The sequence below is a fragment of the Phytobacter sp. genome, assembly GCF_059074235.1.
Genome location: NZ_JCACPZ010000006.1, coordinates 332321 through 357773 on the forward strand (window position 1 = coordinate 332321; position 25453 = coordinate 357773).

The window sequence follows — 25453 nt, forward strand, 5'->3', positions numbered from 1 at the left end:
GCACGCGCGGGATGTTGTGATGTCAGACCGCAGCAACAATCTTGATTTCGACTTTATACTTCGGATTCATCAGCTCCGCCTGAACGGTGCAACGTACGGGTGCTTGCCCGGCGACAACCCATGCATCCCAGGCTTTATTCATCGCCGCGAAATCACTTTTCTCTACCAGGAAAATGGTCACATCCAGAATGCGGGTCTTATCGCTACCCTGTTTAGCCAGTACGGCGTCAATCTGCGCCAGGGTATTAGCGGTTTGCTCAAACGCATCTGCATCAAGATTTTCGGGGACGCCGGTGTAGTACAGCGTTTGATTATGAATAATCACGTCAGACATGCGGGCGCCAGCGTCAATGCGGGTAACAGTCATACTTTCTTCCTCAGGGTTTTCCTTATGAATGCGGGCAAGACTGCCACAGACTGGCGAAAAACCCAATGCCCTGACATAATCGCTGGCGATTTATCCAGTGTGGGGGCAGTGTGACAGACGATTTTGCAACAGACGGTCAGTTGGCCAAAGCGATACCGGGGTTTAAGCCGCGCGAGCCGCAGCGCCAGATGGCGCACGCTGTGAGTGAGGCGATTGCGCGGACGCAACCGCTGGTGGTCGAGGCGGGAACCGGTACCGGGAAAACCTATGCTTACCTGGCTCCAGCATTGCGATCCGGGAAAAAAGTGATCATTTCCACGGGCTCCAAAGCGTTGCAGGATCAGCTCTATAGCCGCGATCTTCCTACCGTTGCAAAAGCGCTGGCGTTTAGTGGCCGTACGGCGCTGCTAAAAGGGCGTTCCAACTACCTGTGTATCGAACGCCTTGAGCAACAGGTTCTGGCGGGCGGCGATCTGCCGGTACAGACGCTGAGCGACGTGGTAATGCTGCGCTCCTGGTCCAACAACACGGCAGACGGAGATATCAGCACCTGTGCAAGTGTCGCTGAGGATTCTGCTGCCTGGCCGCTGGTCACCAGCACCAACGACAACTGTCTGGGCAGCGACTGCCCGATGTACAAAGACTGCTTTGTGGTAAAGGCGCGTAAAAAGGCGATGGATGCTGACGTGGTGGTGGTGAACCATCATCTTTTCCTCGCTGACATGGTGGTGAAAGAGAGCGGTTTTGGTGAATTAATTCCCGAAGCCGACGTGATGATTTTCGATGAAGCGCACCAGCTCCCGGACATTGCCAGCCAGTACTTTGGACAGTCACTTTCCAGTCGTCAGTTGCTGGACCTGGCGAAAGATTTCACCATCTCCTACCGCACGGAGCTTAAAGACACCCAGCAGTTACAGAAATGTGCCGACAGACTGGCGCAAAGCACCCAGGATTTCCGCCTGCAACTGGGCGAGCCGGGTTATCGCGGAAACCTGCGTGAACTGCTGGCGGATGCCCATATTCAGCGCGCGCTGCTGCTACTCGATGACGCCCTTGAGCTTTGCTATGACGTAGCAAAATTATCCCTTGGACGATCGGCCCTGTTGGATGCAGCCTTCGAACGGGCGACGCTTTACCGGGCAAGACTCAAACGCCTGAAAGATTACAACCAGCCGGGTTACAGCTACTGGTATGAATGCACTTCGCGGCATTTCACCCTCGCGCTGACGCCGCTGTCGGTCTCCGATAAATTTAAAGAGGTCATGGCGACCAAAAAAGGGAGCTGGATTTTCACCTCCGCCACCCTGTCGGTGAATGACGATTTGCACCATTTCACCGCGCGTCTGGGCATTGACGACGCGGAATCACTGTTGCTCCCCAGCCCCTTTGATTATGCCAGTCAGGCACTGCTCTGCGTTCCCCGCAACTTACCGCAGGCTAACCAGCCCGGTGCGGCGCGCCATCTGGCGGCAATGCTTAAGCCCATTATCGAAGCCAACAACGGGCGCTGTTTTATGTTGTGTACCTCTCATGCCATGATGCGCGGTCTGGCCGAAGAGTTTCGCGCCAGTATGACCTTGCCGGTGTTGTTGCAGGGCGAAACGAGCAAGGGGCAACTTTTGCAGCAGTTCGTCAGCGCTGGGAATGCCTTGCTGGTGGCAACCAGTAGTTTCTGGGAAGGGGTGGATGTACGTGGTGATGCACTCTCGCTGGTGATCATCGATAAGCTGCCGTTTACCTCACCTGACGATCCATTGCTGAAAGCGCGCATGGAAGATTGCCGTCTGCGCGGTGGCGATCCGTTTGATGAAGTTCAGCTTCCGGATGCTGTGATTACCCTCAAGCAAGGGGTGGGGCGTTTGATTCGTGACGTCGACGACCGGGGAGTGTTGGTTATCTGTGACAACCGGCTGGTCATGCGCCCCTACGGTGCGGTGTTTCTCTCCAGCCTGCCGCCTGCGCCCCGTACCCGGGATATTCAGCGCGCGGTTGCATTCCTGGCGGCGGGCGAAGCGGAGTAATTTGCCGCAGACTGTGTTAATATGCGCGCCATTTTGTTTTACCGGGACGTTTACTACCCATGCGAATTCTGGCTATTGATACCGCCACTGAAGCCTGCTCCGTTGCACTGCATGACAACGGAGCAACCTTTGCTCACTTCGAATTTTGCCCTCGCGAACACACGCAACGCATTCTGCCACTGGTCAACGACGTCCTCACCGAAGGTGGTGTGGCGCTGTCTGAACTGGATGCGCTGGCATTTGGACGCGGTCCCGGCAGCTTTACCGGCGTTCGTATCGGCATTGGTATTGCACAAGGGCTGGCACTGGGCGCTGAGTTGCCGATGATTGGCGTCTCAACCCTGGTCACTATGGCGCAGGGCGCATGGCGTCAAACCGGTGCCACGCGCGTGCTGGCCGCGATCGACGCACGTATGGGTGAAGTCTACTGGGCTGAGTATCAGCGTGATGAAAACGGCATCTGGCAGGGTGAAGATACTGAAGCCGTTCTCAAACCTGAAGCTGTCGAAGCGCGCCTGGCACAACTGGATGGTGCCTGGGCGACCGTCGGTACCGGCTGGAAAGCCTGGCCGGAAATGGGGGCCTCTTCAGGCCTCACGCTGACCGATGGTAGCGTAGAACTTCCCGCCGCACAGGATATGCTGCCCATCGCCCTGCAGATGCTTGCTGAGGGGCGCACCGTTGCTGTTGAGCAATCCGAACCTGTTTATTTGCGAAACGAAGTGGCATGGAAGAAACTTCCGGGCCGTGAATGAATCTCAGTAGTACAAGCTGAGTTTAAGGAGTCGCATCATGGCGAATCAAAGAAGGGTTTTGCGCTGGCTGTCAGCCGGTCTCGTTGCTGCGGCGCTGAGTGGTTGTGTCACCGTGCCTGACGCGATTAAAGGAAACAGTCCAACACCGCAGGAAGATTTGGTGCGCGTGATGAATGCGCCGCAACTTTATGTGGGGCAGGAATCTCGTTTTGGCGGCAAAGTGGTGAAGGTTGACAACCAGAAAGGTAAAACACGTCTGGAAATCGCCGCTGTACCGCTGGACAGTGGTGCTCGCCCCATTTTGGGTGAAGCTTCAATCGGGCGTATTTTTGCTGAAGTGAATGGATTTATCGATCCGGTTGATTTCCAGGATCAACTGGTGACGGTTGTTGGACCGATTACCGGCACCTACGATGGTCAGGTGGGCGGTGCGCCCTATAAATTCCTCGTAGTGAATGCTGAAGGTTACAAACGCTGGCATATCGCGAAACAAGTGGTGCTGCCGCCCGCCCCGATGGATCCCTGGATGATGGGGCCTCACCCGTGGCGTTATGGCTACGGCGGATGGGGCTGGTATAACCCCGGCCCGGCACAGGTGCAAAGTGTTGTAACAGAGTAACGCTCTGTTCCACAAAGCAAATGAAACAGCGGCTGGTCCGCTGTTTCTTTATTTGAAAGACGATAAGAAAAATAATTAGTGACGTGCTTCGCAACCTTCAGTTTGCACAATTAATAAACTGGTACGCTGAGTTAATATTATGTTAACGACCTGTTTATTAACAGGGGTTGTGATGACGTCGAATATCCATTTTAGAGGTGATGCATTGAAGAAGGTTTGGCTTAACCGTTATCCCGCCGATGTGCCTGCGGAAATCAATCCCGATCGTTATCAATCCCTGGTTGAACTCTTTGAACACTCAACGGCGCGCTACGCCGATCAACCTGCGTTCGTTAACATGGGGGAGGTGATGACCTTCCGCAAACTTGAAGAACGTAGCCGGGCGTTTGCCGCTTACCTTCAGCAGGGGCTGGGGTTGAAGAAGGGCGATCGTGTGGCACTAATGATGCCAAACCTCCTGCAATACCCGGTTGCCCTGTTCGGTATTTTGCGTGCCGGGATGATTGTGGTGAACGTTAATCCACTCTATACGCCGCGTGAGCTTGAACACCAGTTAAACGACAGTGGCGCGGCGGCTATCGTTATCGTTTCCAACTTTGCCCATACGCTGGAAAAAGTGGTCGATAAAACCCAGGTGCGTCACGTGATTCTGACCCGCATGGGCGACCAACTCTCCCCTGCAAAAGGCACCCTGGTCAACTTTGTCGTCAAATACGTTAAACGCCTGGTACCGAAGTACCACCTGCCGGATGCGATCTCTTTCCGTCGTGCGTTGCAAGCGGGCTACCGGCAGCAGTACGTAAAACCAGAAGTAACCACTGACGACCTGGCCTTCCTGCAATACACCGGTGGTACAACCGGTGTGGCGAAAGGAGCAATGCTGACTCACCGAAACATGCTGGCAAACCTCGAGCAGGTCAATGCGACTTACGGTCCCTTGCTGCATCGCGGTACTGAGTTGGTGGTGACCGCGCTACCGCTCTACCACATTTTTGCCCTGACCATGAACTGCCTGCTGTTTATCGAACTGGGTGGGCAAAACCTGCTGATCACCAATCCGCGTGACATTCCGGGTCTGGTCAAAGAGCTGGCAAAGTATCCGTTCACCGCCATGACCGGTGTGAACACGCTCTTCAATGCGTTACTGAATAACGAAGATTTCCGCAAACTGGATTTCTCGTCACTGCATCTGTCCGCAGGTGGCGGCATGCCGGTGCAACAAGCCGTTGCTGAGCGATGGGTTAAACTCACCGGGCAGTACCTGCTGGAAGGTTATGGTCTGACGGAGTGCTCGCCGCTGGTGAGTGTGAATCCGCATGATATCGACTACCACAGCGGCAGCATTGGCCTGCCGGTGCCTTCAACCGATGTAAAACTGGTGGATGACGAGGGCAATGAAGTCGCGCACGGTGAACCCGGCGAGCTTTGCGTGAAAGGGCCACAGGTGATGCTGGGGTACTGGCAACGCCCTGACGCCACTGACGAAATCATCAAGGATGGTTGGTTGTACACTGGCGATATTGCCGTGATGGATGATGAAGGTTTTATGCGCATTGTCGATCGCAAAAAAGACATGATTCTGGTCTCCGGCTTCAACGTTTATCCAAATGAGATTGAAGATGTCGTGATGCAACACACGGGCGTCCAGGAAGTGGCGGCTGTAGGTGTCCCCTCGGAAATTAGCGGTGAATTGGTCAAAATTTTCGTGGTGAAAAAAGATGCCTCTTTAACGGAAGAGGCGTTGATTGCGTTCTGTCGCCGTCAACTTACCGGCTACAAGGTGCCGAAAAAGGTGGAGTTTCGCACGGAACTGCCGAAATCTAACGTTGGCAAAATTTTACGACGAGAATTGCGTGACGAAGCCCGTGCCAAAGTGGACAATAAAGTCTGAGCTATGCGTTAGTCGCCTGAACGCCGGTTAATCCGGCGTTTTTTATGGGCGCAAACTGAAGAGAAAATGATTTGAATTACCAGATGATCACCACCAACGAAGCACTCGCCGCGCTATGTGAAGTCGCGGGTGCGAAAGATGCCGTTGCGCTGGATACCGAATTTGTCCGCACTCGTACCTATTACCCTCAACTCGGTTTAATCCAGTTGTTCGATGGTGAGCAGCTCGCCTTAATCGACCCGCTGGCCATAACCGACTGGGCACCGTTTCGCGCACTGCTGAGCGACACCAGTGTGACCAAATTCCTGCATGCCGGCAGTGAAGATCTTGAAGTGTTCCTCAATGCGTTTGGCATGCAGCCGCAGCCGATGATTGATACCCAGATCCTCGCGGCGTTTTGTGGGCGCGCGCTGTCCTGGGGCTTTGCCTCAATGGTGGAAGAGTTCACTGGCCTCGCGATTGATAAAAGTGAATCCCGCACTGACTGGTTAGCGCGTCCACTGACAGAACGGCAGTGCGATTACGCGGCGGCGGACGTCTGGTATCTGTTACCGATTGCCCAAAAGTTAATGGCCGAAACCGCGCAGGCGGGTTGGCTGGATGCCGCGCTGGATGAATGTCGTCTGATGATGCAGCGTCGTCAGGAAGTACTGGCCCCGGAAGAGGCCTGGCGTGAAATCAGCAACGCCTGGCAACTGCGTACTCGCCAGCTAGGTTGCCTGCGCCTGCTTGCCGATTGGCGTCTGCGTAAAGCGCGTGAGCGTGATCTGGCGGTTAACTTTGTGGTGCGTGAAGAGAACCTATGGGCCGTGGCGCGTTATATGCCAGGCAGTATGGGTGAGCTGGATAGCATTGGTCTGTCAGGCAGCGAGATCCGTTTCCACGGTAAAACCTTGCTGGCACTGGTCGCGCAGGCACAGGCTTTGCCTGAAGAATCCCTGCCGGAGCCGCTGCTGAATCTGATTGATATGCCAGGTTATCGCAAAGCATTCAAAGATATTAAAGCGCTTGTACAGAGTGTGAGTGAAGCCAGAGGATTGAGCGCTGAATTGCTGGCGTCACGTCGGCAGATTAATCAGTTGCTTAACTGGCACTGGCAATTGAAAACGCTGTCGACTCTGCCTGAGTTAATTAATGGCTGGCGTGCAGAATTGATGGCCGATCAACTGAAAACTTTATTAGCGCAGTACCCGCGATAATACCTGTAAATAAATACAGCTTTTCGGTTTGATAAATAAAAAAAGGCAGAAAATATCTGCCTTTTTTATTACGCCTTGCAACCCGAGTTGCCGGCGACTTATTTTGTCTCTTCCGGTTCTGGAAGGGTGACGTTAAGTTCCAGAATAGAAATATCATCACCTTTTTGCTCAAGCTGAACTGTGACCATTTCCGGATCGATTTGCACGTACTTACAAATCACTTCCAGAATATCGCGCTTCAGCTGCGGCAAATAATGTGGCTCTGCATCACTGCGGCGGCGTTCCGCGACAATAATCTGCAGTCGTTCTTTCGCAATGTTGGCGGTGTTCTTTTTTCTGGAGAGAAAAAAGTCGAGTAATGCCATAACTTATCCTCCGAACAGGCGTTTGAGGAAACCTTTCTTCTCTTCTTCGATGAAGCGAAAAGGGCGTTCTTCTCCCAGAAGGCGGTCAACGGTGTCGGCATACGCTTTACCCGCGTCAGCCGCGGCGTCCAGAATCACCGGCTCGCCCTGGTTAGAGGCGCGGAGCACGGATTGATCTTCCGGAATGACGCCGACCAGCTTGATGCGCAGGATTTCCAGCACATCTTCCATGCTCAGCATGTCGCCTTTGTTGACGCGCCCTGGGTTGTAACGGGTCAACAATAAATGTTCTTTTATTGGATCCTGGCCGTTTTCAGCACGGCGAGATTTCGACGCCAGAATACCGAGAATGCGGTCAGAATCGCGCACTGACGAGACTTCCGGGTTAGTGGTAATAATGGCTTCGTCAGCGAAATAGAGGGCCATCAGGGCACCGGTTTCAATACCGGCCGGGGAGTCACAAATGATGAACGCAAAGTCCATTTTGTGAAGCTCATCCAGCACTTTTTCTACCCCTTCACGGGTCAGCGCGTCTTTATCACGCGTCTGAGAAGCGGGGAGAATGTAGAGGTTCTCGGTGCGTTTATCTTTGATAAGCGCCTGATTCAGCGTTGCATCGCCCTGAATGACGTTAACGAAATCATAAACCACGCGGCGCTCACAACCCATAATCAGGTCGAGGTTACGCAGGCCTATATCGAAATCGATAACGACGGTCTTGTTTCCCTTCTGGGCCAAACCAGTGGCGATGGCCGCGCTGGAGGTTGTCTTACCAACGCCCCCTTTACCCGAAGTAACAACAATAATGCGTGCCATAGGAGTTCCTTGTTAAAAGGGCTTAATCTAACGGTTGAATAGTCAAAGCGTTGTTTACTAATCGTAATCTTGCCGCTTTGCCATAATAATCGGCCGGGATTCTGTCGCTCAGCCAGTATTCCCCTGCGATGGAAACCAGTTCCGCCGTGAGGTGAGTACAAAAAATTTGTGAATCTTGCGCACCACTTGCACCCGCGAGTGCGCGGCCACGCATCATGCCGTACACATGAATATTCCCGTCGGCGATTAACTCCGCCCCCGCGCTAACATGACTGGTGACAATCAGATCACAGTCTGGTGCATAAATTCGCTGACCGGAACGAACGGGCATATCAATCAATCGCGTTTTTGTGACGGGGGTAACAATCGGTGCCGCCGAGACGGGCGCAGGTGCAGAGCGAGGAGCTTTTTCTTTTCCCTCACTTAACAGCGGGAGACCGGCACGCTCTATTTCTGCTTTCAGCTCGCTGTCCTGACAGCCACTGATACCGACGATACGTAACCCGGTGGCCACAATCACTTTTTGCATTTGTGGCCAGTTCACCGGGCTATTAAGACCGGAAACATTAATAACAATGGGGGCATGTTTTAAAAAAGCGGGAGCCTGAGCGATTTTGTCTTCTAACGCCTGGCGAATAACCTCGGGCTTTGCATCATGCAAATGAACCACTGATAAGGTAAAACTACTGCCTTTTAGCTCGATGGGCGTGTTTGACATCCTGACCTTACTCATTTTGCTATTATCACTGACAACCGAGTGATATTCCGAAGACTATCAAGCATGTTATAGTCACTATTATATTCAGGCAAGTAACCACCCATTAATTCAGAGTAATTATGTATGTTTTGTGTGATCTACCGAAGTCCCCTGCGTGATGAGACATATCTGTACGTCGAAAAAAAAGACGATTTTAGCCGTGTGCCGGAAGAATTAATGAAAAGTTTCGGTCGCCCACAACTGGCAATGATCCTCCCGCTCGATGGACGAAAAAAACTGGCCAATGCCGATCTCGAAAAAGTGAAAGCGGCACTGACCAATCAGGGATTTTATTTGCAGTTGCCTCCGCCGCCGGAAGATTTGTTAAAACAACATATTTCCCTGGGCAACTAAACCTGCCAGATATCAATGTGGTGGATCGATTCCGCCACATATCTGTACTCCCTTCCCGACATTCACTGTAAGACTTTGGTATTTGACAAACTTCCAGGTGGCGCGGATAGTCGTTTTTCTCTCATGTTCAATGTGTTACTTAGGGGAAAACCATGTATCAGCATCATAACTGGCAGGGCGCACTGCTGGATTACCCGGTGAGTAAGGTCGTCTGCGTGGGCAGCAACTACGCAAAGCATATTAAAGAAATGGGTAGCGCCACGCCGGAAGAGCCTGTGCTCTTTATTAAGCCTGAAACCGCACTTTGCGATCTGCGTCAGCCTTTGGCGCTGCCACAGGATTTTGGCTCCGTTCACCATGAAGTTGAACTGGCGGTACTGATTGGTTCGACACTGCGTCAGGCCACTGAAGAACATGTGCTGAAAGCGATTGCGGGCTACGGTGTCGCGCTGGACCTGACCCTGCGTGACCTGCAAGGGAAAATGAAAAAAGCTGGGCAACCCTGGGAAAAAGCGAAAGGCTTTGATAATTCCTGCCCGATTTCCGGTTTTATCCCGGCAGGAGAATTTACCAGCGATCCGCAGAACACCCCACTTGGCCTTAAAATCAATGGCGAAGTGCGCCAGCAGGGCACGACTGCTGACATGATCCACAAAATCGTTCCGCTGATTGCTTATATGAGTCGCTACTTCACCCTTAAAGCCGGTGACGTGGTGCTGACCGGCACGCCGGACGGCGTCGGGCCATTGCACAGTGGTGATGAGCTGGAAGTGAGTTTTAACGGCCTTTCCCTGACTACCCGCGTACTTTGAATGCCTTTGCCGCCGGAAATGGGCGGCAAAACTTGCATCCCCCTGCCAGACTGGTTATAAGGTGCACCCCGGTTTTAAATGGCGAACAGACTTATGAACGACACACCTTTCTGGCAAAGCAAAACCCTCGAACAAATGACGGACGCGGAGTGGGAATCGCTGTGTGACGGCTGCGGTCAGTGCTGCCTGCATAAACTCATGGATGAAGATTCAGATGAAATCTACTTCACCAACGTCGCCTGTCGCCAGCTGAATATCAAAACCTGCCAGTGTAAGAACTATGAGCGCCGTTTTGAATACGAGCCGGACTGCATCAAGCTGACCCGTGACAACCTGCCTACTTTCGAATGGCTGCCGCCAACCTGCGCGTATCGCCTGCTGGCGGAAGGGAATGCATTACCCATCTGGCACCCGTTGCGTACCGGTTCGAAAGAGATGATGCACAAGCAGCGTATCACCGTGCGTCATATTGCGGTCAAAGAGTCGGAAGTGCGCGACTGGCAGGACCACATTTTAAACAAGCCTGATTGGGCGCAATAAAACCGTTACGCTTTTTTCGCGTGGAACAGTTCGTCGCTGCCGTTATCTTCTGCAACCCAGAAGTTAATATTAAACTGCGCGTCATCGCTTAACTCAATGCGATGCCAGTACTGCGGCGGGCTGGTGGCGAATTGACCAGCGTTAATCTCTACCTTCACCTCATGCTCGGTTGCCTGTTCGTTGGCAAAGCCAAAATAGGTCACCGTGCCTTCCATTACCACCAGTTGCCCGAAGACACCCGCGGCGGTGTTGTGGTGTGACAGCAGAGCAGCCGGCACGTTTTCTTTCGTGAAGAACGGTGTAGAGCGTTTGACTTTCCAGTTGGCAGGAATACGTAAATGCGACATAAAAAATCTCCTCTATAAGATGCATTTAAAATACATCATTATGAGAATGAATCGCAATTAGAGGATAAAAAAAGCGCCCGAAGGCGCTTTTCTTAGCGACCGAAAAGGTCGCGTTTTTTTGGTTTGAAGGGCTGGGCAATAAGCACCAGTACTGCAATAACCAGGTACGCAGCAAAGATGCCCAGCAGCCATTGCGGCATTTCCAGGGACAGGAACTGCCACTGTTTTTCAGCGCAATCACCCGAAGCAACAAAGATTTGCGGCAGCCATTTATCGAGTGGCAACCACGTCGGAAAACGGGCTGCGAAATCGCAGGTCATAAATGGAGACGGGTGCAGCTGAATCATCGTATGTTCGTAGGCCAGCTGAAGCCCGCGCCAGGCGCTGTAAAGCCAAATCAGAATAGCGACATAGCGCAACGGTGATTTCGGTGCAATAGCCCCGACAATTCCCGCACCCATGACACCAAAAAGAGCGGAACGCTCATAAATGCACAACACGCAGGGTTTCAACAGCATGACATGCTGGAACCACAGCGCTACGAGTTCAAGCGCCAGCGCAGTGAACGCCATTAACAACCAGGCGCCGCGCCCGCGAGAGCACTTGTTTAAGTATCGCAACATAATCATTTCCCTGGGACACGCGTAGACAAAGCAGTGTAAACGAATTCACAACGCAAGCCACTATCGCGAAAGAAAATAATACGTAATTGGATGTATATCCTGCGTTAGGTTAAACGGTTTCGCGAAGTATGTAATTAAAGCGCTAAAGCAAATCTCTTTTTTGATTACAGAGCTAAATGAAACCTCAATGAATGCGGGATTACAGTACGATACTGACAGATGAACAGTTGAGTCTGGCGAATCTTTTAAAATGGGTAGCCGATCCCCTTTTTCTTCATTCCGTATGCTATCTGCCCCTGAATGGGTCTGGTATGATGAGTGATCTTTGCTTAGTTGTTTAATGGAAATCTCATTATGGTCATAAAGGCGCAGAGCCCGGCGGGTTTCGCGGAAGAGTACATCATTGAAAGTATCTGGAATAACCGTTTTCCTCCGGGGTCGATTCTTCCAGCAGAACGCGAACTTTCCGAACTGATTGGCGTCACCCGGACCACTCTGCGTGAAGTGTTACAGCGTTTAGCCCGCGATGGCTGGCTGACGATTCAGCATGGTAAGCCGACAAAAGTAAATAACTTCTGGGAAACCTCAGGGCTAAATATTCTTGAGACGCTGGCACGTCTGGACCATGAGAGCGTCCCGCAATTGATCGACAATCTCCTGTCCGTTCGCACCAATATCGCGACGATCTTCATTCGCACTGCATTCCGTCAGCATCCTGACCAGGCGCTGGAAGTGCTGGCCAAAACACGCGAAGTGGAAGATCACGGCGATGCATTTGCTGAACTGGATTACAGCATTTTCCGCGGTCTGGCGTTTGCCTCCGGTAACCCGATTTACGGTTTGATTCTGAACGGGATGAAAGGGCTCTACACCCGTATCGGACGTCACTATTTCGCCAGCCCGGAAGCACGCAGCCTGGCGCTGGGCTTCTACCATCGGCTGGTGGAGTTGTGCGAACAGAAGCTGCATGACCAGGTGTATGAAACCGTACGTAAATACGGGCATGACAGTGGCGAGATTTGGCAGCGTATGCACAAGAATCTGCCGGGTGATCTAGTGATGCACGGGCGCTAAGCAAAGAAAAACCCCTCTTAAAAGAGGGGTTTGATTTTTGGTTACAGCACATTGTTTCGGGCCGGGCAGCGGTCCAGTAATTCTACACTCCCATCCTCGTTTTGTTGTTCCAGCATCACATCGAAACCCCATAAACGGTGCACATGTTTGAGAACTTCCCGACGGCCTTTATCCAGTGGCGCACGGTTATGCGGAATGTAACGCAGCGTCAGTGAACGATCGCCACGCAAATCCACGTTCCACACCTGAATGTTCGGCTCAAGATTGCTCAGGTTGTACTGTGACGACAGCTTGTTACGGATCTCGCGATAACCTTCTTCATTATGGATGGCCGCAATTTCCAGGTAGTTATTGCGATCGTCATCCAGAACGCTAAAGAGACGGAAGTCGCGCATCACTTTCGGCGACAGGAACTGGCTAATAAAGCTCTCGTCCTTAAAGTCACGCATGGCAAAGTGCAGCGTCTCCAGCCAGTCGGAACCAGCGATATCCGGGAACCAGTAGCGGTCTTCGTCCGTTGGCGACTGGCAAATGCGCTTGATGTCCTGGAACATCGCAAAGCCGAGTGCATAGGGGTTAATCCCGCTGTACCACGGACTGTTGTAGGGCGGCTGGAACACTACGTTGGTGTGGCTATGTAAGAATTCCAGCATAAAGCGATCTGTGACTTTTCCTTCGTCATACAGGTGGTTAAGGATGGTGTAGTGCCAGAAAGTGGCCCAGCCTTCGTTCATCACCTGCGTCTGTTTCTGCGGATAAAAATACTGGCTGACCTTACGCACAATGCGCAAAATTTCACGCTGCCAGGACTCCAGCAGCGGGGCATTTTTTTCCATGAAATAGAGTAAGTTTTCCTGCGGTTCGGACGGGTAGCGCCGGGCTTCAACTACCGCTTTCTCTTCCTCACGCTTCGGCAGGGTACGCCACAAGGTATTCACCTGACTTTGCAGGTATTCTTCACGGCTTTTCTGCCGTGCGGTCTCCTCTTGCAAAGAAATTTTTTGCGGACGTTTGTAGCGATCCACACCGTAATTCATCAGCGCATGGCAGGAGTCGAGCAGCTTTTCAACTTCTTCCACGCCATAACGCTCTTCGCACTCGGTGATGTATTTGCGGGCGAAAATCAGGTAATCGACAATCGAGCTGGCATCCGTCCAGCTACGGAATAAGTAATTGTTTTTGAAAAATGAGTTGTGACCGTAGCAGGCATGCGCCATGACCAGTGCCTGCATGGTAATGGTGTTTTCTTCCATCAGGTAGGCAATGCACGGATTGGAGTTGATCACAATCTCGTACGCCAGTCCTTGCTGGCCGTGCTTATACAGACGTTCTGTTTCGATAAACTTTTTACCGAACGACCAGTGGGGATAGTTAATAGGCATCCCGACGCTGGAGTAAGCATCCATCATCTGCTCGGACGTGATGACTTCGATTTGATGCGGGTAGGTTTCCAGGCGGTAGAGTTTTGCCACCCGGTCGATCTCGGCGAGATACACATCAAGGAGATCGAAGGTCCAGTCAGGTCCATCACTGAGACGTACAGAATCCTTATTCATGGAATCAATCGTAGCCATTAGCGCGCCCTCGTTGTTAACAACCTTCTCTGTATGGAAGGTCTCATTTCAATGATAGATCACGCAATAAAAACTGTGGGTTAGCGAGATTTTTTTCTTCACGATTTCTTGTCGTGAATGACCGGGAAATAGCGCCATGAACAGCAGATTATACTGAGACTAAAGAACGTGCAGCAGGAGATGTCATCCAGGTGAATACCTTTATTTACGGAAAGATGTGAGAAATATCACCATAAAAAAGCCATATGTTGAATAACATTTTCATCTGGGTTATCAATTTGTAATCAGATGATTGTGCTTTACTCATGGGAGCAGGCTATGCGAGTTGTCGTACTGGGGGGAGGGGTTGTGGGAGTCACCAGCGCGTGGTATTTACGCCAGGCAGGTCACGAGGTGACAGTAATCGACAGGGAGGCTGGCCCGGCACTGCAAACCAGCGCCGCGAATGCCGGCCAGATTTCGCCCGGGTACGCAGCGCCCTGGGCGGCTCCTGGAGTACCGCTTAAAGCGATCAAATGGATGTTCCAGCGCCATGCTCCGCTGGCCATCAGTCTTGACGGCACCCCCTTCCAGCTAAAATGGATGTGGCAAATGCTGCGCAACTGCGATACCCGTCACTACATGGAAAATAAAGGGCGAATGGTACGTCTGGCGGAATACAGCCGCGATTGCCTGAAGCTATTGCGCGACGAAACCCAGATTCAGTATGAAGGTCGGCAAGGTGGAACACTGCAGCTGTTCCGCACCGCCCAACAGTATGAGAATGCGACCCGCGATATCGCAGTGCTTGAGGACGCGGGGGTACCTTATCAACTGCTGGAGTCAGCCCGCCTGGCCGAGGTCGAACCGGCGCTGGCCTCCGTCGCCCACAAACTAAGCGGTGGCTTGCGTCTGCCAAACGACGAAACTGGTGACTGTCAGCTCTTTACGCAACACCTTGCTGAAATGGCCGAACAGGCAGGGGTCACATTCCGCTTTAATACCCCGGTCGATCGCCTGCTATATGAAAACGCGCAAATTTATGGTGTGAAGTGTGGCGAGGAGATCATCAAAGCCGATGCTTATGTGATGGCGTTTGGCTCTTATTCCACCGCGATGCTGAACGGCATTGTCGATATCCCGGTTTATCCGCTGAAAGGCTATTCACTCACCATACCCATTGCGGATGAGGCGGGTGCGCCAGTTTCGACTATCCTCGATGAAACTTACAAGATTGCGATTACCCGTTTTGATAATCGTATTCGGGTGGGGGGAATGGCTGAAATTGTCGGTTTTAACACCCTGTTACGTGAACCCCGGCGCGCGACGCTGGAAATGGTGGTAAAAGATCTGTTCCCTCATGGTGGGCATGTTGAGCAGGCCACATTCTGGACCGGTCTGCGTCCGATGACGCCAGACGGTACACCGATTGTCGGCCGTTCACCCTTTAAAAACCTGTGGCTTAATACCGGTCACGGCACGCTTGGCTGGACAATGGCCTGCGGCTCGGGTCAGTTACTCAGCGATCTGATTTCAGGTCGGACCCCGGCAATACCGTGGGAAGATTTGAGCGTGGCGAGATACCTGCCTGGATTCAGTCCTGGTCGCCACGACCAGTTGCATGGTGCACACAACTAAAACAAGGAGACAGCATGTCACGTCCTGTTCAGGCCACGATCGATTTGCAGGCACTGCGCCATAACTTGCAGATTATTCGACGTGCCGCCCCAACGTCACGCGTCTGGTCCGTGGTGAAAGCCAATGCGTATGGTCACGGTATTGACCGAATCTGGCGGGCGCTTGAAGGCACGGATGGCTTTGCGATGCTCAATCTTGAAGAGGCGATTCTGCTGCGTGAACGCGGCTGGAAAGGGCCGATTCTGATGTTAGAGGGCTTCTTTAATGCCGATGAATTGCCCCTCTTCGATAAGTATCGCCTTACTACCAGTATCCACAGTAACTGGCAGCTGAAAGTGCTCCAGGATGCAGAATTGCACGCGCCCCTGGATGTCTATTTGAAAATGAACAGCGGTATGAATCGACTGGGTTTTCAACCTGAACGTGTACAGAGTATCTGGCGACAGTTGCGTGAGCTGAAAAATGTCGGGAACATCACGCTGATGGCCCATTTTGCCAATGCGGAGTTACCGGAGGGGATTACGGAGGCCGTACAACGGATTGCGCAGGCAAAAGAGGGGCTCGACTGCCCACTGTCACTGGCCAATTCGGCGGCCACGCTCTGGCATCCGGAAGTGCATGCTGACTGGGTACGTCCCGGTATTGTGCTCTATGGCGCGTCGCCTTCCGGGCAATGGCAGGATGTGGCTAATAGCGGTATCCGCCCGGTAATGACGCTTACCAGCCAGATTATCGCCGTGCAGACATTGCAGGCGGGTGATTGCGTCGGTTATGGCAGTCGTTACTGTGCCAGCGGCGAGCAGCGGATAGGGATTGTCGCCTGCGGTTATGCGGACGGTTACCCGCGTCTGGCACCCACCGGGACACCCGTGCTGGTGGATGGTGTTCGCACAGGCACTGTGGGGGCTATCTCGATGGATATGCTGACGGTGGATTTAACGCCGTGCCCGCAGGCAGGTATCGGTACACCCGTTGAGCTATGGGGTAATGACGTCAAGATTGATGAAGTGGCTTCAGCGGCAGGGACGGTGGGTTATGAGCTGATGTGTGCTCTGGCACCACGCGTCCCGGTTGTGACGGTGTAACTTATCGCGAGGCGGTTATTCCGCCTCGTCTTCTGCAACGCGAACACCGACTTTTAGCACGGCGTTCTCTGCTTTCTCCGCTACTGTCCAGATCATTCCAGCAAACTCCACCTGGTCACCGACGACAGGCGCGGCACCGAGTAGTTGTTGCACAATTTCACCCAGTGTCTGCTGCTTTTCACGATACTCCAGCCCGTCCTCCAGGCCGTAAATCAGCGCGACATCGGCAAACTTGGCATCCGCCTCAAGAATAAAGTCGCCGAAGAAACGTTGATCGAGCGCGACCGGAGGCGTCTGGCTGAAAAGCTTGCCGAGGGCAGGTAGATCGCCTTCGCGGCCAATCACGCAGAGTACGTCACCTTCGCGCAGCCGGGTGCTCCCGCTCGGGTGTAAGAGAGCATTATCGCGAAACAGCGCCGCAATGCGCGTCTCAGCGGGCATGTGCAAATCACGTAGCGCGGCACCGACGCACCATTTATCTGCGCTGAGTTGATAAACAAACTGCTCCCACGGATTCTCCGGGTGAATATCAAGCCCCACACGTGAAACCGGCATCCCGACCGGCGGCACCACCACCTTCGCTTTTTTCGCCGCCCAGGAGAGTGACGTTCCCTGGAACAAAAGGGAGATCAACACCACGAAGAAGGCGACGTTAAAGAACAAGCGGGCATGATCCAGTCCCGCCATCATCGGGAAGACGGCAAGGATGATGGGCACCGCACCGCGCAGCCCCACCCAACTGATGAAGACGCGCTCGCGCAGATTAAAGCCGCGAAACGGCAGTAGTCCGGCGAAAACTGACAGCGGACGGGCGACAAAAATCATCCAAGCCGACAGGATCAGCGCCGGTATCGCAATCGGCAGCAGGTCGGACGGTGTCACCAGCAGTCCCAGTACCAGGAACATGCCAATTTGCGCCAGCCAGGCCAGGCCGTCAAAGTTTTGCTGAATCGCAAAGCGGTTACGAATTGGGCGATTACCCAACACAAAACCACACAGATAGACCGCCAGAATGCCGCTGCCTTCGATGGCAGTGGTGACGGCAAAGACCAGAATGCCGCCGCTCAGTGCTAATAAAGGATATAGCCCGGCAGGCAGGTCAATGCGGTTGACCATCTGCAACAGCAGGTAACCGCCACCGAGACCCAGCAAAATCCCCAGCCCGAACTCTTGTACGATGTGCACCGCAAACATCCAGCTCAGCCCGAGATTGTGCTGCTGGATCATCTCAATCAGCGTAATCGTGAGGAAGACCGCCATCGGGTCGTTGCTACCGGATTCAATCTCCAGCGTTGAACCGACACGCTCGTTAAGCCCTTTGCCGCCAAGCAGCGAGAAGACCGCTGCTGCATCCGTCGAGCCCACAATCGCGCCAATTAGCAACCCTTCAATCACATCAAGATGGAACAACCAGGCCGCCATCATCCCGGTCAGACCGGAGGTGATCAGTACACCTATCGTCGCCAGCGACAGGGCAGGTCCGAGCGCCACGCGAAAAGAGCTGGCCTGAGTCCGCATCCCACCATCGAGCAGGATCACTGCCAGCGCCAGGTTACTGACCATATACGCGAAGGGATAGTTGTCGAACGGAATACCGCCAATACCATCAATACCTGCCAGCATACCAATGGCAAGGAAGATGACCAGGATAGGAATACCGAGACGGGAAGAAAATGAACTTAATAAAATACTGCAGGTTACAAGTACTGAACCCAAAATAAACAGACTAATTACCGCCTCAGCGTCCAATGTCGTGCTTCTCCTCTCTACGTCACTCCACTCAACATCCGCCCCTGCATAAGTTTTGCGCAGTGGCAGGCACGGATGTGAAAACCTATCTATATTAACGGCAGAAAAGTTGAATCAATCAGCCAAATAAAGATTTTTTTATGCAGATAGTACCGGATGCCCGCTAATGGTCAGGCGTGTCGTCTCACTTTTCTCCAGGACGGCATGTGCGCCCAGAGGCAAGGTCACCGTTTGTTGCTCGTGGCCGAATTCCAGTCCTGTGATAACAGGGATTGACAGGCGACTGCGCAGGTAATCCACCATTGTCATTAAAGTGTAGCCTGCATCGTACTCATTCGGCTCGGAACGGGTGAAACTGCCGAGAATCAGCGCATTCTGACGCGCCAGCACGCCAGCGTGCAGAAGCTGAAGCAGCATACGCTCAACGCGGAAAGGGTGTTCGTTGATGTCTTCCACCACCAGAATCCCGCCATCGATAGCCGGGAACCAGGGAGTGCCAAGCAACGAAGTGAGCATCGCCAGGTTGCCGCCCCATAAGGTGCCTTGCGTATTGCAACGCGGACCTTCACCGTCCCACTCTATAGTAAAGTATGCATTGCTCAGTGCTCGCCAGAAATGGTCCACGGTGAAGTCATTGAGGGAAGGGGCGCCGAAATTCGCGGCCAGCATTGGCCCACTGAAGGTGATGACGTTACCCAGCGACAGTAATCCCAACTGGAAGGCGGTGAAGTCGCTGTGCCCACAAATCAGCAGCGGGTTTGTACGCTGACGGGCAATTAACCCCTGCCAGTCAACCTGCTCCAGTAAACGGCTGGCACCATAACCCCCGCGCACGGGCAGAACAATCACATCGGCATTGTTTAAATCTGTCAGCGCATTCAGATCCTGAAGGCGTTGCGTGTCGCTTCCGGCGAAGCGTTGATCCCGGCGGGCAATTACCTGGCGATTATCTACCTGGTGCCCCATTGCCTCCAGTCGTTGAACCCCAAGCGCTGCGGCAGACTGATTAATGCAATAGCCGGAGGGCGCTATCAAATGAAACCTGGACATGGCAATTCCTTGCTGACATCTGATCGGAAACAGTTATCATGCCGCTAACCCTGTTCGTTGTCATCCGTAGAGATGCGTTCACCAAAGAAGGATTGCGTGTGAAATTAAGATGGTTTGCTTTTTTAGTCGTGTTGCTGGCGGGCTGTAGCTCTAAACAAGATTACCGTAACCCTGACTGGAATCCGGAAGTGCCGGTTAAACGGGCAATGCAGTGGATGCCAATCACCGAGAAGGCAGGGGCCGCATGGGGCGTGGATCCGAAACTGATTACGGCCATGATAGCGGTAGAGTCTGGCGGTAATCCGGCGCTGGTGAGTAAATCAAACGCTGTTGGATTGATGCAACTGAAAGCTTCAACTGCCGGGCGCGAAGTGTATCAACGCATGGGCTGGAAAGGTGAGCCCACCACCAGTGAGCTTAAGAATCCGGAACGCAACATTTCCATGGGTGCCGCGTATCTGAGCATTCTTGAGCATGGCCCGCTGGCGGGAATAACCAATCCTCAGGTGATGCAGTACGCGCTGGTGGTCTCGTACGTCAACGGTGCGGGTGCGCTGTTACGGACGTTCTCATCTGACCGCAAAAAAGCCATTAATGAGATTAATGATTTGAGCGCGAACGAATTCTTCGATCACATCGTGGAAAACCACCCTGCACCGCAGGCGCCGCGCTATATCTGGAAAGTTCAAAAAGCCATTAACGCGATGTAACTATCGCACCCGATTGGCACGTTCGCGCGCTTCACGCTCCAGCGAGAAGATAATGCGCTGGAGTTCGCGTTCTACCCCTGGGCTGACGTTCAGAAAGCGGAAGCTCAGGCGTGGCGTGGTAATCGTCTCGTTCTTGCCATCCACCACTTTGCGCTCACCAATCGCGATAAGCTGGGCGTCGAAATAGAACTGACCCCAGGACGCCATATCCAGTTCAATCTGTGAAAAACGCATACCGGCCTGTAAACCTTCCGGCAGTGCCCCTTCCAGCAATGCACCCATTCCACCCAGTGACAGGTCGAACAGGCGAAAACGCAGCTCCGCTTTATTCGGCATTAACGCTTTGCAGAAATAGGCAGGGTGCAGAGGCGCGTTGATACGAAAATATTCCCGGCGCTGGATGAAAAACAGCGTTTCGGGCAATGATGTGATAAACGCAGGTAACGACTGCCAGATGCCGCTTTCAAGCTTAGGCAGCGTAAATTCCACTTTTGCACCCTGGGTTTCCGCAGAGATGGTCACCTTTCCCGCGCGCTGAACGGAGGTGTTTTCAAACTCCTGGCTGCCAAAGTCCATGACCAGTGCATCAGGGGTCACTTCAAGGATCTTACTGATGAACTGACCACTCGCCCAGGTGATGCGAACCGGGACCTCATTCTTCTGCAGGTCACGAATCACACCGAGCACCGCTAAGGGGTTATTTTTCAGGAACTGCTCACTGTACTTACTCACGCCGAAAGGCTCCTTGACCACTGACAGATCGTATGGTTTGTCTATCGGCATTTGCCGGAATTTCTTAAGACAAAACCCAAATTATTTTCTTAAAAATTTCTATTAAGTCCGTGAGCAGAAATCATTTTTCACTCCATAGCCTATACTTAACGTAACGCGACACCATGGTGGTCATCGCGGTTGTATGACGTTTGAGCAGGAGAGAGTAAAATGGGCATTATCGCGTGGATTGTTTTTGGCCTCATCGCCGGAATTATAGCCAAGTTCATCATGCCGGGTCGTGATGGCGGTGGTTTTATTCTGACGTGTATTCTGGGGATTGTCGGTGCGGTCGTCGGCGGTTGGCTTGCCACAATGTTTGGCATGGGCGGCGATGTGACTGGCTTCAATATCCATAGCTTCGCCGTGGCAGTCGTGGGTGCGATTGTGGTACTGGCTGTGTTCAGGATGATTCGCCGAGACTGAGTCATTTCCCGCTACAAACCCGATTGAGAAAGAAACCCGGTAGACTTCAACCTGCCGGGTTTTATTTTGCTTACTGCACGGCTTTCTGGGCTGTTGGTTGTGTCGATATCGCCGATGCCGGCTCAGCAGCAGGTTGGGTGGCAGGCAAGCTGTCACACGGATTCTCTTTCGGGCAAACTAAATCAAGCATCTTGAGAGTGACGCCGTTCGTCCAGCCAAATCCATCCTGCAGCGGGTACTCACCGCCGCCACCGCCGGTCCCGGTGGTGCTGACATCATATTTCTCCACCAGTTTCTTCTCACGGTCATAGGTATGCTGGACGTTAGAGAGGAAGCGCCAGGTCACGTCCATCGCCAGTTTCTTGTGGTTGTAATTCTGTAACCCGGCGGTCGCCACCCATTGCAATGGCGCCCAACCGTTCGGCGCATCCCATTGCTGACCACTGTTCACAGTTGTGGTTGCAATGCCACCCTGCTTCAGCAGCCGGGCCTGAGTCGCGCTGGCGACCTTATCCGCTCTGTCTTTCGCCGCAGCATTCACATACAGCGGGAAGAGGGCGGCGGCGGTCAGTTGATTACGTACTTTCTTCGTTTTCAGATCGTAATCGGCATACCAACCCTCTTTATCATTCCACAGGTTGGCTTCCATTGCTTTCTGTCGCGCAGTAGCCAGCGCTTCAAACTTACTGGCTTTGGCGCTGTCACCGGAGACCTGGCTGGCACGGGCAATCATTTTTTCCAGCTTGAACATTAATGCGTTCAGATCGACCGGAACAATGCTGGTGGTGCGAAGGGTGCCAAGCTGGTTCGGATCATCCATCCAGCGAGAGCTAAAGTCCCAGCCGGATGCCGCCGCAGAGCGTAAATCACGGTAGATTTCGGTTGCCGGGCGATTAGGGTTATTTTTGGCGGTGGTGACATCGTCCAGCCAGGATTCCGGACGCGGTGTGTCTTTGTCGTCCCAGTAGCGGTTCAGCACCGAACCGTCATCCAGTTTAACAACACGCTTGTTTGCCTGTCCGTTCTGCAAGCTGTCTGCACCGTCCATCCAGTACTGATACTCTTTTTCCAGTTGCGGAAGATAGGTTTTCAGAACCTCATCGCCTTTATCACTGGCTAACAGTTCGACCATAAAGGCGAAGAACGGCGGCTGCGAGCGGCTCAGGTAGTAGCTGCGGTTACCGTTGGGGATATGCCCCCAGCTGTCTATTTCCCAGGCAAAGTTGGCTACCATATCGTCGATCTTATCCCAGTGACCACTTTCCGCCAGGCCGAGCATGGTGAAGTAACTGTCCCAGTAATAGACTTCACGGAAACGACCTCCGGGCACCACATAGGGTTTTGGCAGCGGTAACAGTGAATCCCACTTACTGGCGTGATCGGTGGTGCGCGTCAGCACGCTCCAGAGCCCATCAATATGCTCGCGCAGATTTTGGCCTTCTGGTGGTACGTACTTTTCACCTTCTTTGGGTAACTCAAAATTGACGTTCACAAAATGGCGTAAATCGAAGCTGGTTTGTGTTCTCTGCATCCGGTAATCCGCGAGGATCATCAGCGGGTCCCCTTTGGGTACCGCATCAGCAAAGGTTTTCTGATCGGGGAAGAGTTTGGCGCTTTGTACATCGCTAAAGAGCGGCCCCAATAAAATGTCCGGTGATTGTTTGATGTTCTGTTGTTCTGCCGCAAGGGCTGAGGGAATCAGAGAGAGCAAAGCACCACCCAGCGCGATGTGCATTGCAAGGTAAAGAGTGCGCTGACGGCGCAAATCAGGTCTTGTCATCAAGTGTTCTCCTTAGCGGGTAAATGCGGGGCCGCTGTAGCCAACCTAGTGAAAACCTTAGTCGAAGATGAGAAGCGTAGCGTGTTGGATGTGGCATTTTGCTCGCTTCCAGACAATTTACCTTGCGATAAAAATGTGCTGAATGCCGGATAGCTGCTTTCTTTCCTCCCTCTCCCCGAGGGTGAGGGCTGGAGTGAGGGGAAACAGGCAGTACCGGGGGGGCGTCTCGTTTTTCTCCCTAGCCATATCATCCTCTTATAAAAGCGCTATTAAATATAAAAGCTGAATAATGTCAGCTGAGTAATTTCTCAGTTAATGAAATAAAAATGATCGATATGATCAAATTCTCTTGTTAATAACTATCAGTAACAATTGATTCAAATCAATAAAGCTGAATTGATTCGGTTATTGCTTATTTATTATGCTTAAGCGAGACTTAAAATTGTCGTGAGGCAAACATTTAATTAAGCACTGGTTAAATAAGGTGAGATCAGGAATGAATAATTCTGAAGAGATTCGTAAGAATATTCGCAGAACTGGTTAAGTATATTTCATCATAATATCTTTACAGCCCTTGAATAATCACGCCTGTGACGATGGCCCTCTATTTGGTGTGGTTTGTGAACTACCAGTATTCGGAGTAATAGTGCGCTTTTTGATGTTTTAGGATTAATCTGATCACGCGAAATCAATTACCTGCTACTACAATGGCATCTTGTGAAATTCGTTTAAATTCAACTGGGTGTATAATTTACTGCAGTGACAGTCACCCTAAATGAAGAAATTTCACGATGTAATCGATTTAAATGAAATTATTACTTGAGAATTGTCTTAATTTGCTTAAATTTTGAATATTCATTTTTCAAGTGGTCGGAGATCATATTGAATTGAATTGTTCAATCTGTAAGATTACGCCTCGCCAGATATTAGGGTTATGTTGATTGTTGCCTTGCTTGCGCACAGGTTCGTGCGGTAGCTATGCCCTGAATTAATTCTCTCGAGATTTTCAGGATAATGACCGGGATGATTTTGAACGATTTAAATACTGCTTTCCAAAACGTTCCAGATCGACACAGTAATATATTTGCAATGGAAAATTACCGTTATGAAAATGCGAAATGTATTAGCGCTTCTTTTTGTCTTTGCTCTCTCTGCCTGTAAGGCTCCACCGCCGCCAGCCCCAACGGATGACACCATTGTCACCAGCGAAGTTAACGGTGTGACCTTAACCCACCGTTATGCTGTTAAACCGCCTAAAGAGTTCCAGCCGATCAATGAAAACTATCGTGCCCTCTATCCCGCCTCCCTGATGACGCAACCTGATTACGGCGGCAAGCTGGTTCGCCAGTTGGAAAACGGCAAAACTTATGTTGTTCTCGGTCAGGTCGAGCATTTCTGGATGGCGCTGGCAGAAGAAGGGAAAGAAGAGTTGATTGGTTACGTGCCACTGCGTGCGGTGGTGAAAAGCGAACTGTACGAAGATACCGTTCGTAAACAGACTCCACGTCTCAGACCACGTCAGAAACAGACCTGCGTCAACGTTGACGGCAGCAGTAAAGCCTGTAAAAACAGCACGTCAGGCACCTGGATAATCAACTAATTCGCCCTTACACGCGATGAAAAATATGAACATTCCCGGGCTTTCACGCCAGATTTTGCTGGCGTTTTTCCTTACGCTGACCACCCTGGTCAGCGGTTGTGAATCGACTCCACATAGCGCACCTGTCAGCTATACCCTCAACTTTAAAGCGAACCCGCAGGTCAACGCCGCCGCGCCGCTTAAGGTTAGGGTCCTGCTGTTGAAATCTGATGCGACGTTCATGTCGGCAGATTTCTGGTCGCTACAAAACAATGCAGAAAGTGCCTTAGGGGCCAACTTGCTAAACAGTGATGAATTTTTCCTGATGCCCGGACAGCTCTCAAAAACGCTGACCGGACAGACGACGCCAGAGGCACGCTATTTTGGCGTCATGGCGGAGTATCAGACGCTGGATGGCAAAAAATGGCGGATCTCAATCCCACTTCCCGTGCAGGGCGAAACCCCTTTTTACGTGTTCTGGAAATCGTCTGCTGATTCACTTGAAGCCGACATTATTCTCGACGTAACCGGTGTTCGCGCCGTTTCCCGGTAGCACCGTTTCAACAGGAAAA

26 protein-coding genes are annotated in these 25453 nt (G+C 52.2%); 15 read left to right on the forward strand and 11 right to left on the reverse strand.

The annotated features are described in order from the left end of the window. Nucleotides 1-22: 22 nt before the first annotated feature. Nucleotides 23-367 carry a RidA family protein gene (locus AC5JPW_RS16285; RefSeq protein ID WP_494241960.1) on the reverse strand — a complete coding sequence of 115 codons (345 nt, stop codon included), beginning with the start codon at nt 365-367 and terminating at the stop codon, nt 23-25. 110 nt (nt 368-477) lie between these two features. Between AC5JPW_RS16285 and yoaA the strand changes: the two genes are divergently transcribed. The 5 genes from yoaA (at nt 478) to rnd (ending at nt 6852) form a co-directional block, all read left to right on the forward strand. Further along, nucleotides 478-2388 (forward strand): DNA repair helicase YoaA, encoded by a 1911-nt coding sequence (gene yoaA / locus AC5JPW_RS16290; protein WP_494241962.1) that lies wholly within the window; start codon nt 478-480, stop codon nt 2386-2388. Between the two features lie 59 nt (nt 2389-2447). Then, on the forward strand, nt 2448-3143 hold the full coding sequence (gene tsaB, locus AC5JPW_RS16295; protein WP_494241964.1) for a tRNA (adenosine(37)-N6)-threonylcarbamoyltransferase complex dimerization subunit type 1 TsaB: 696 nt from the start codon (nt 2448-2450) through the stop codon (nt 3141-3143). 37 nt (nt 3144-3180) lie between these two features. Continuing rightward, a complete protein-coding gene (locus AC5JPW_RS16300) occupies nt 3181-3762 on the forward strand; it encodes a Slp family lipoprotein (RefSeq protein WP_494241966.1) in 582 nt (193 codons plus the stop codon). Between the two features lie 205 nt (nt 3763-3967). Next, on the forward strand, nt 3968-5653 hold the full coding sequence (gene fadD / locus AC5JPW_RS16305) for a long-chain-fatty-acid--CoA ligase FadD (protein WP_494242385.1): 1686 nt from the start codon (nt 3968-3970) through the stop codon (nt 5651-5653). 71 nt (nt 5654-5724) lie between these two features. Next, nucleotides 5725-6852: a ribonuclease D gene (gene rnd / locus AC5JPW_RS16310; protein WP_494241968.1), complete on the forward strand. Its 1128-nt coding sequence runs from the start codon at nt 5725-5727 to the stop codon at nt 6850-6852. A 98-nt stretch (nt 6853-6950) separates the two neighbouring features. Here the strand turns inward: rnd and minE are convergent, their stop codons facing one another. The 3 genes from minE to minC are packed head-to-tail and all read right to left on the reverse strand — an operon-like array spanning nt 6951 to nt 8751. Further along, nucleotides 6951-7217: a cell division topological specificity factor MinE gene (minE, locus tag AC5JPW_RS16315; protein ID WP_437431572.1), complete on the reverse strand. Its 267-nt coding sequence runs from the start codon at nt 7215-7217 to the stop codon at nt 6951-6953. A 3-nt stretch (nt 7218-7220) separates the two neighbouring features. After that, nucleotides 7221-8033, reverse strand: a complete 813-nt coding sequence (gene minD / locus AC5JPW_RS16320) for a septum site-determining protein MinD (protein WP_494241969.1) — start codon at nt 8031-8033, stop codon at nt 7221-7223. A gap of 22 nt (nt 8034-8055) precedes the next feature. Further along, nucleotides 8056-8751 carry a septum site-determining protein MinC gene (minC, locus tag AC5JPW_RS16325; RefSeq protein WP_494241971.1) on the reverse strand — a complete coding sequence of 232 codons (696 nt, stop codon included), beginning with the start codon at nt 8749-8751 and terminating at the stop codon, nt 8056-8058. A gap of 123 nt (nt 8752-8874) precedes the next feature. Between minC and AC5JPW_RS16330 the strand changes: the two genes are divergently transcribed. From AC5JPW_RS16330 to ycgN, 3 genes are all read left to right on the forward strand, one after another. Further along, the gene (locus AC5JPW_RS16330) at nt 8875-9144 is read left to right on the forward strand and encodes a YcgL domain-containing protein (protein ID WP_494241973.1); all 270 of its coding nucleotides are present in this window, start codon (nt 8875-8877) and stop codon (nt 9142-9144) included. A gap of 152 nt (nt 9145-9296) precedes the next feature. Beyond that, the gene (locus AC5JPW_RS16335) at nt 9297-9956 is read left to right on the forward strand and encodes a fumarylacetoacetate hydrolase family protein (RefSeq protein WP_494241974.1); all 660 of its coding nucleotides are present in this window, start codon (nt 9297-9299) and stop codon (nt 9954-9956) included. A 93-nt stretch (nt 9957-10049) separates the two neighbouring features. After that, nucleotides 10050-10496 (forward strand): cysteine cluster protein YcgN, encoded by a 447-nt coding sequence (gene ycgN / locus AC5JPW_RS16340; RefSeq protein ID WP_494242386.1) that lies wholly within the window; start codon nt 10050-10052, stop codon nt 10494-10496. Between the two features lie 5 nt (nt 10497-10501). On the opposite strand, the gene AC5JPW_RS16345 is transcribed toward ycgN, so the two are convergent. Beyond that, nucleotides 10502-10843, reverse strand: coding sequence for a TehB family protein (locus AC5JPW_RS16345; RefSeq protein ID WP_494241975.1), 342 nt, complete (start codon nt 10841-10843; stop codon nt 10502-10504). Between the two features lie 92 nt (nt 10844-10935). Next, the gene (dsbB, locus tag AC5JPW_RS16350; protein ID WP_494241977.1) at nt 10936-11466 is read right to left on the reverse strand and encodes a disulfide bond formation protein DsbB; all 531 of its coding nucleotides are present in this window, start codon (nt 11464-11466) and stop codon (nt 10936-10938) included. 354 nt (nt 11467-11820) lie between these two features. Here dsbB and fadR point away from each other — a divergent pair, with 354 nt between their 5' ends. Then, nucleotides 11821-12540, forward strand: a complete 720-nt coding sequence (gene fadR / locus AC5JPW_RS16355; RefSeq protein WP_494241979.1) for a fatty acid metabolism transcriptional regulator FadR — start codon at nt 11821-11823, stop codon at nt 12538-12540. Nucleotides 12541-12581: 41 nt separating this feature from the next. Here fadR and AC5JPW_RS16360 read toward each other — a convergent pair whose 3' ends face one another. Beyond that, nucleotides 12582-14114, reverse strand: a complete 1533-nt coding sequence (locus tag AC5JPW_RS16360) for a SpoVR family protein (protein WP_494241981.1) — start codon at nt 14112-14114, stop codon at nt 12582-12584. A gap of 318 nt (nt 14115-14432) precedes the next feature. On the opposite strand from AC5JPW_RS16360, the gene AC5JPW_RS16365 reads away from it, so the two are divergent. Together AC5JPW_RS16365 and dadX are read left to right on the forward strand one after the other, a co-directional pair. After that, nucleotides 14433-15731: a D-amino acid dehydrogenase gene (locus tag AC5JPW_RS16365; protein ID WP_494241983.1), complete on the forward strand. Its 1299-nt coding sequence runs from the start codon at nt 14433-14435 to the stop codon at nt 15729-15731. A gap of 14 nt (nt 15732-15745) precedes the next feature. Further along, the gene (gene dadX / locus AC5JPW_RS16370; protein WP_494241984.1) at nt 15746-16816 is read left to right on the forward strand and encodes a catabolic alanine racemase DadX; all 1071 of its coding nucleotides are present in this window, start codon (nt 15746-15748) and stop codon (nt 16814-16816) included. A 15-nt stretch (nt 16817-16831) separates the two neighbouring features. On the opposite strand, the gene AC5JPW_RS16375 is transcribed toward dadX, so the two are convergent. Continuing rightward, a complete protein-coding gene (locus tag AC5JPW_RS16375; RefSeq protein WP_494241986.1) occupies nt 16832-18565 on the reverse strand; it encodes a potassium/proton antiporter in 1734 nt (577 codons plus the stop codon). 138 nt (nt 18566-18703) lie between these two features. Further along, nucleotides 18704-19615 (reverse strand): muramoyltetrapeptide carboxypeptidase, encoded by a 912-nt coding sequence (gene ldcA, locus AC5JPW_RS16380; RefSeq protein ID WP_494241987.1) that lies wholly within the window; start codon nt 19613-19615, stop codon nt 18704-18706. A 98-nt stretch (nt 19616-19713) separates the two neighbouring features. Here ldcA and emtA point away from each other — a divergent pair, with 98 nt between their 5' ends. Continuing rightward, a complete protein-coding gene (emtA, locus tag AC5JPW_RS16385) occupies nt 19714-20325 on the forward strand; it encodes a membrane-bound lytic murein transglycosylase EmtA (protein WP_494241989.1) in 612 nt (203 codons plus the stop codon). Here the strand turns inward: emtA and ycgR are convergent, their stop codons facing one another. Beyond that, on the reverse strand, nt 20326-21057 hold the full coding sequence (gene ycgR / locus AC5JPW_RS16390) for a flagellar brake protein YcgR (protein ID WP_494241991.1): 732 nt from the start codon (nt 21055-21057) through the stop codon (nt 20326-20328). A gap of 210 nt (nt 21058-21267) precedes the next feature. Between ycgR and AC5JPW_RS16395 the strand changes: the two genes are divergently transcribed. After that, nucleotides 21268-21522: a GlsB/YeaQ/YmgE family stress response membrane protein gene (locus tag AC5JPW_RS16395; protein WP_494241993.1), complete on the forward strand. Its 255-nt coding sequence runs from the start codon at nt 21268-21270 to the stop codon at nt 21520-21522. A gap of 70 nt (nt 21523-21592) precedes the next feature. Here AC5JPW_RS16395 and AC5JPW_RS16400 read toward each other — a convergent pair whose 3' ends face one another. Beyond that, nucleotides 21593-23302 carry an alpha,alpha-trehalase gene (locus AC5JPW_RS16400; RefSeq protein ID WP_494241994.1) on the reverse strand — a complete coding sequence of 570 codons (1710 nt, stop codon included), beginning with the start codon at nt 23300-23302 and terminating at the stop codon, nt 21593-21595. Between the two features lie 1105 nt (nt 23303-24407). Between AC5JPW_RS16400 and AC5JPW_RS16405 the strand changes: the two genes are divergently transcribed. Then, nucleotides 24408-24902 carry an SH3 domain-containing protein gene (locus AC5JPW_RS16405; protein WP_494241996.1) on the forward strand — a complete coding sequence of 165 codons (495 nt, stop codon included), beginning with the start codon at nt 24408-24410 and terminating at the stop codon, nt 24900-24902. A gap of 16 nt (nt 24903-24918) precedes the next feature. Continuing rightward, nucleotides 24919-25434: a type VI secretion system lipoprotein TssJ gene (tssJ, locus tag AC5JPW_RS16410; protein WP_494241998.1), complete on the forward strand. Its 516-nt coding sequence runs from the start codon at nt 24919-24921 to the stop codon at nt 25432-25434. Nucleotides 25435-25453: the final 19 nt, after the last annotated feature.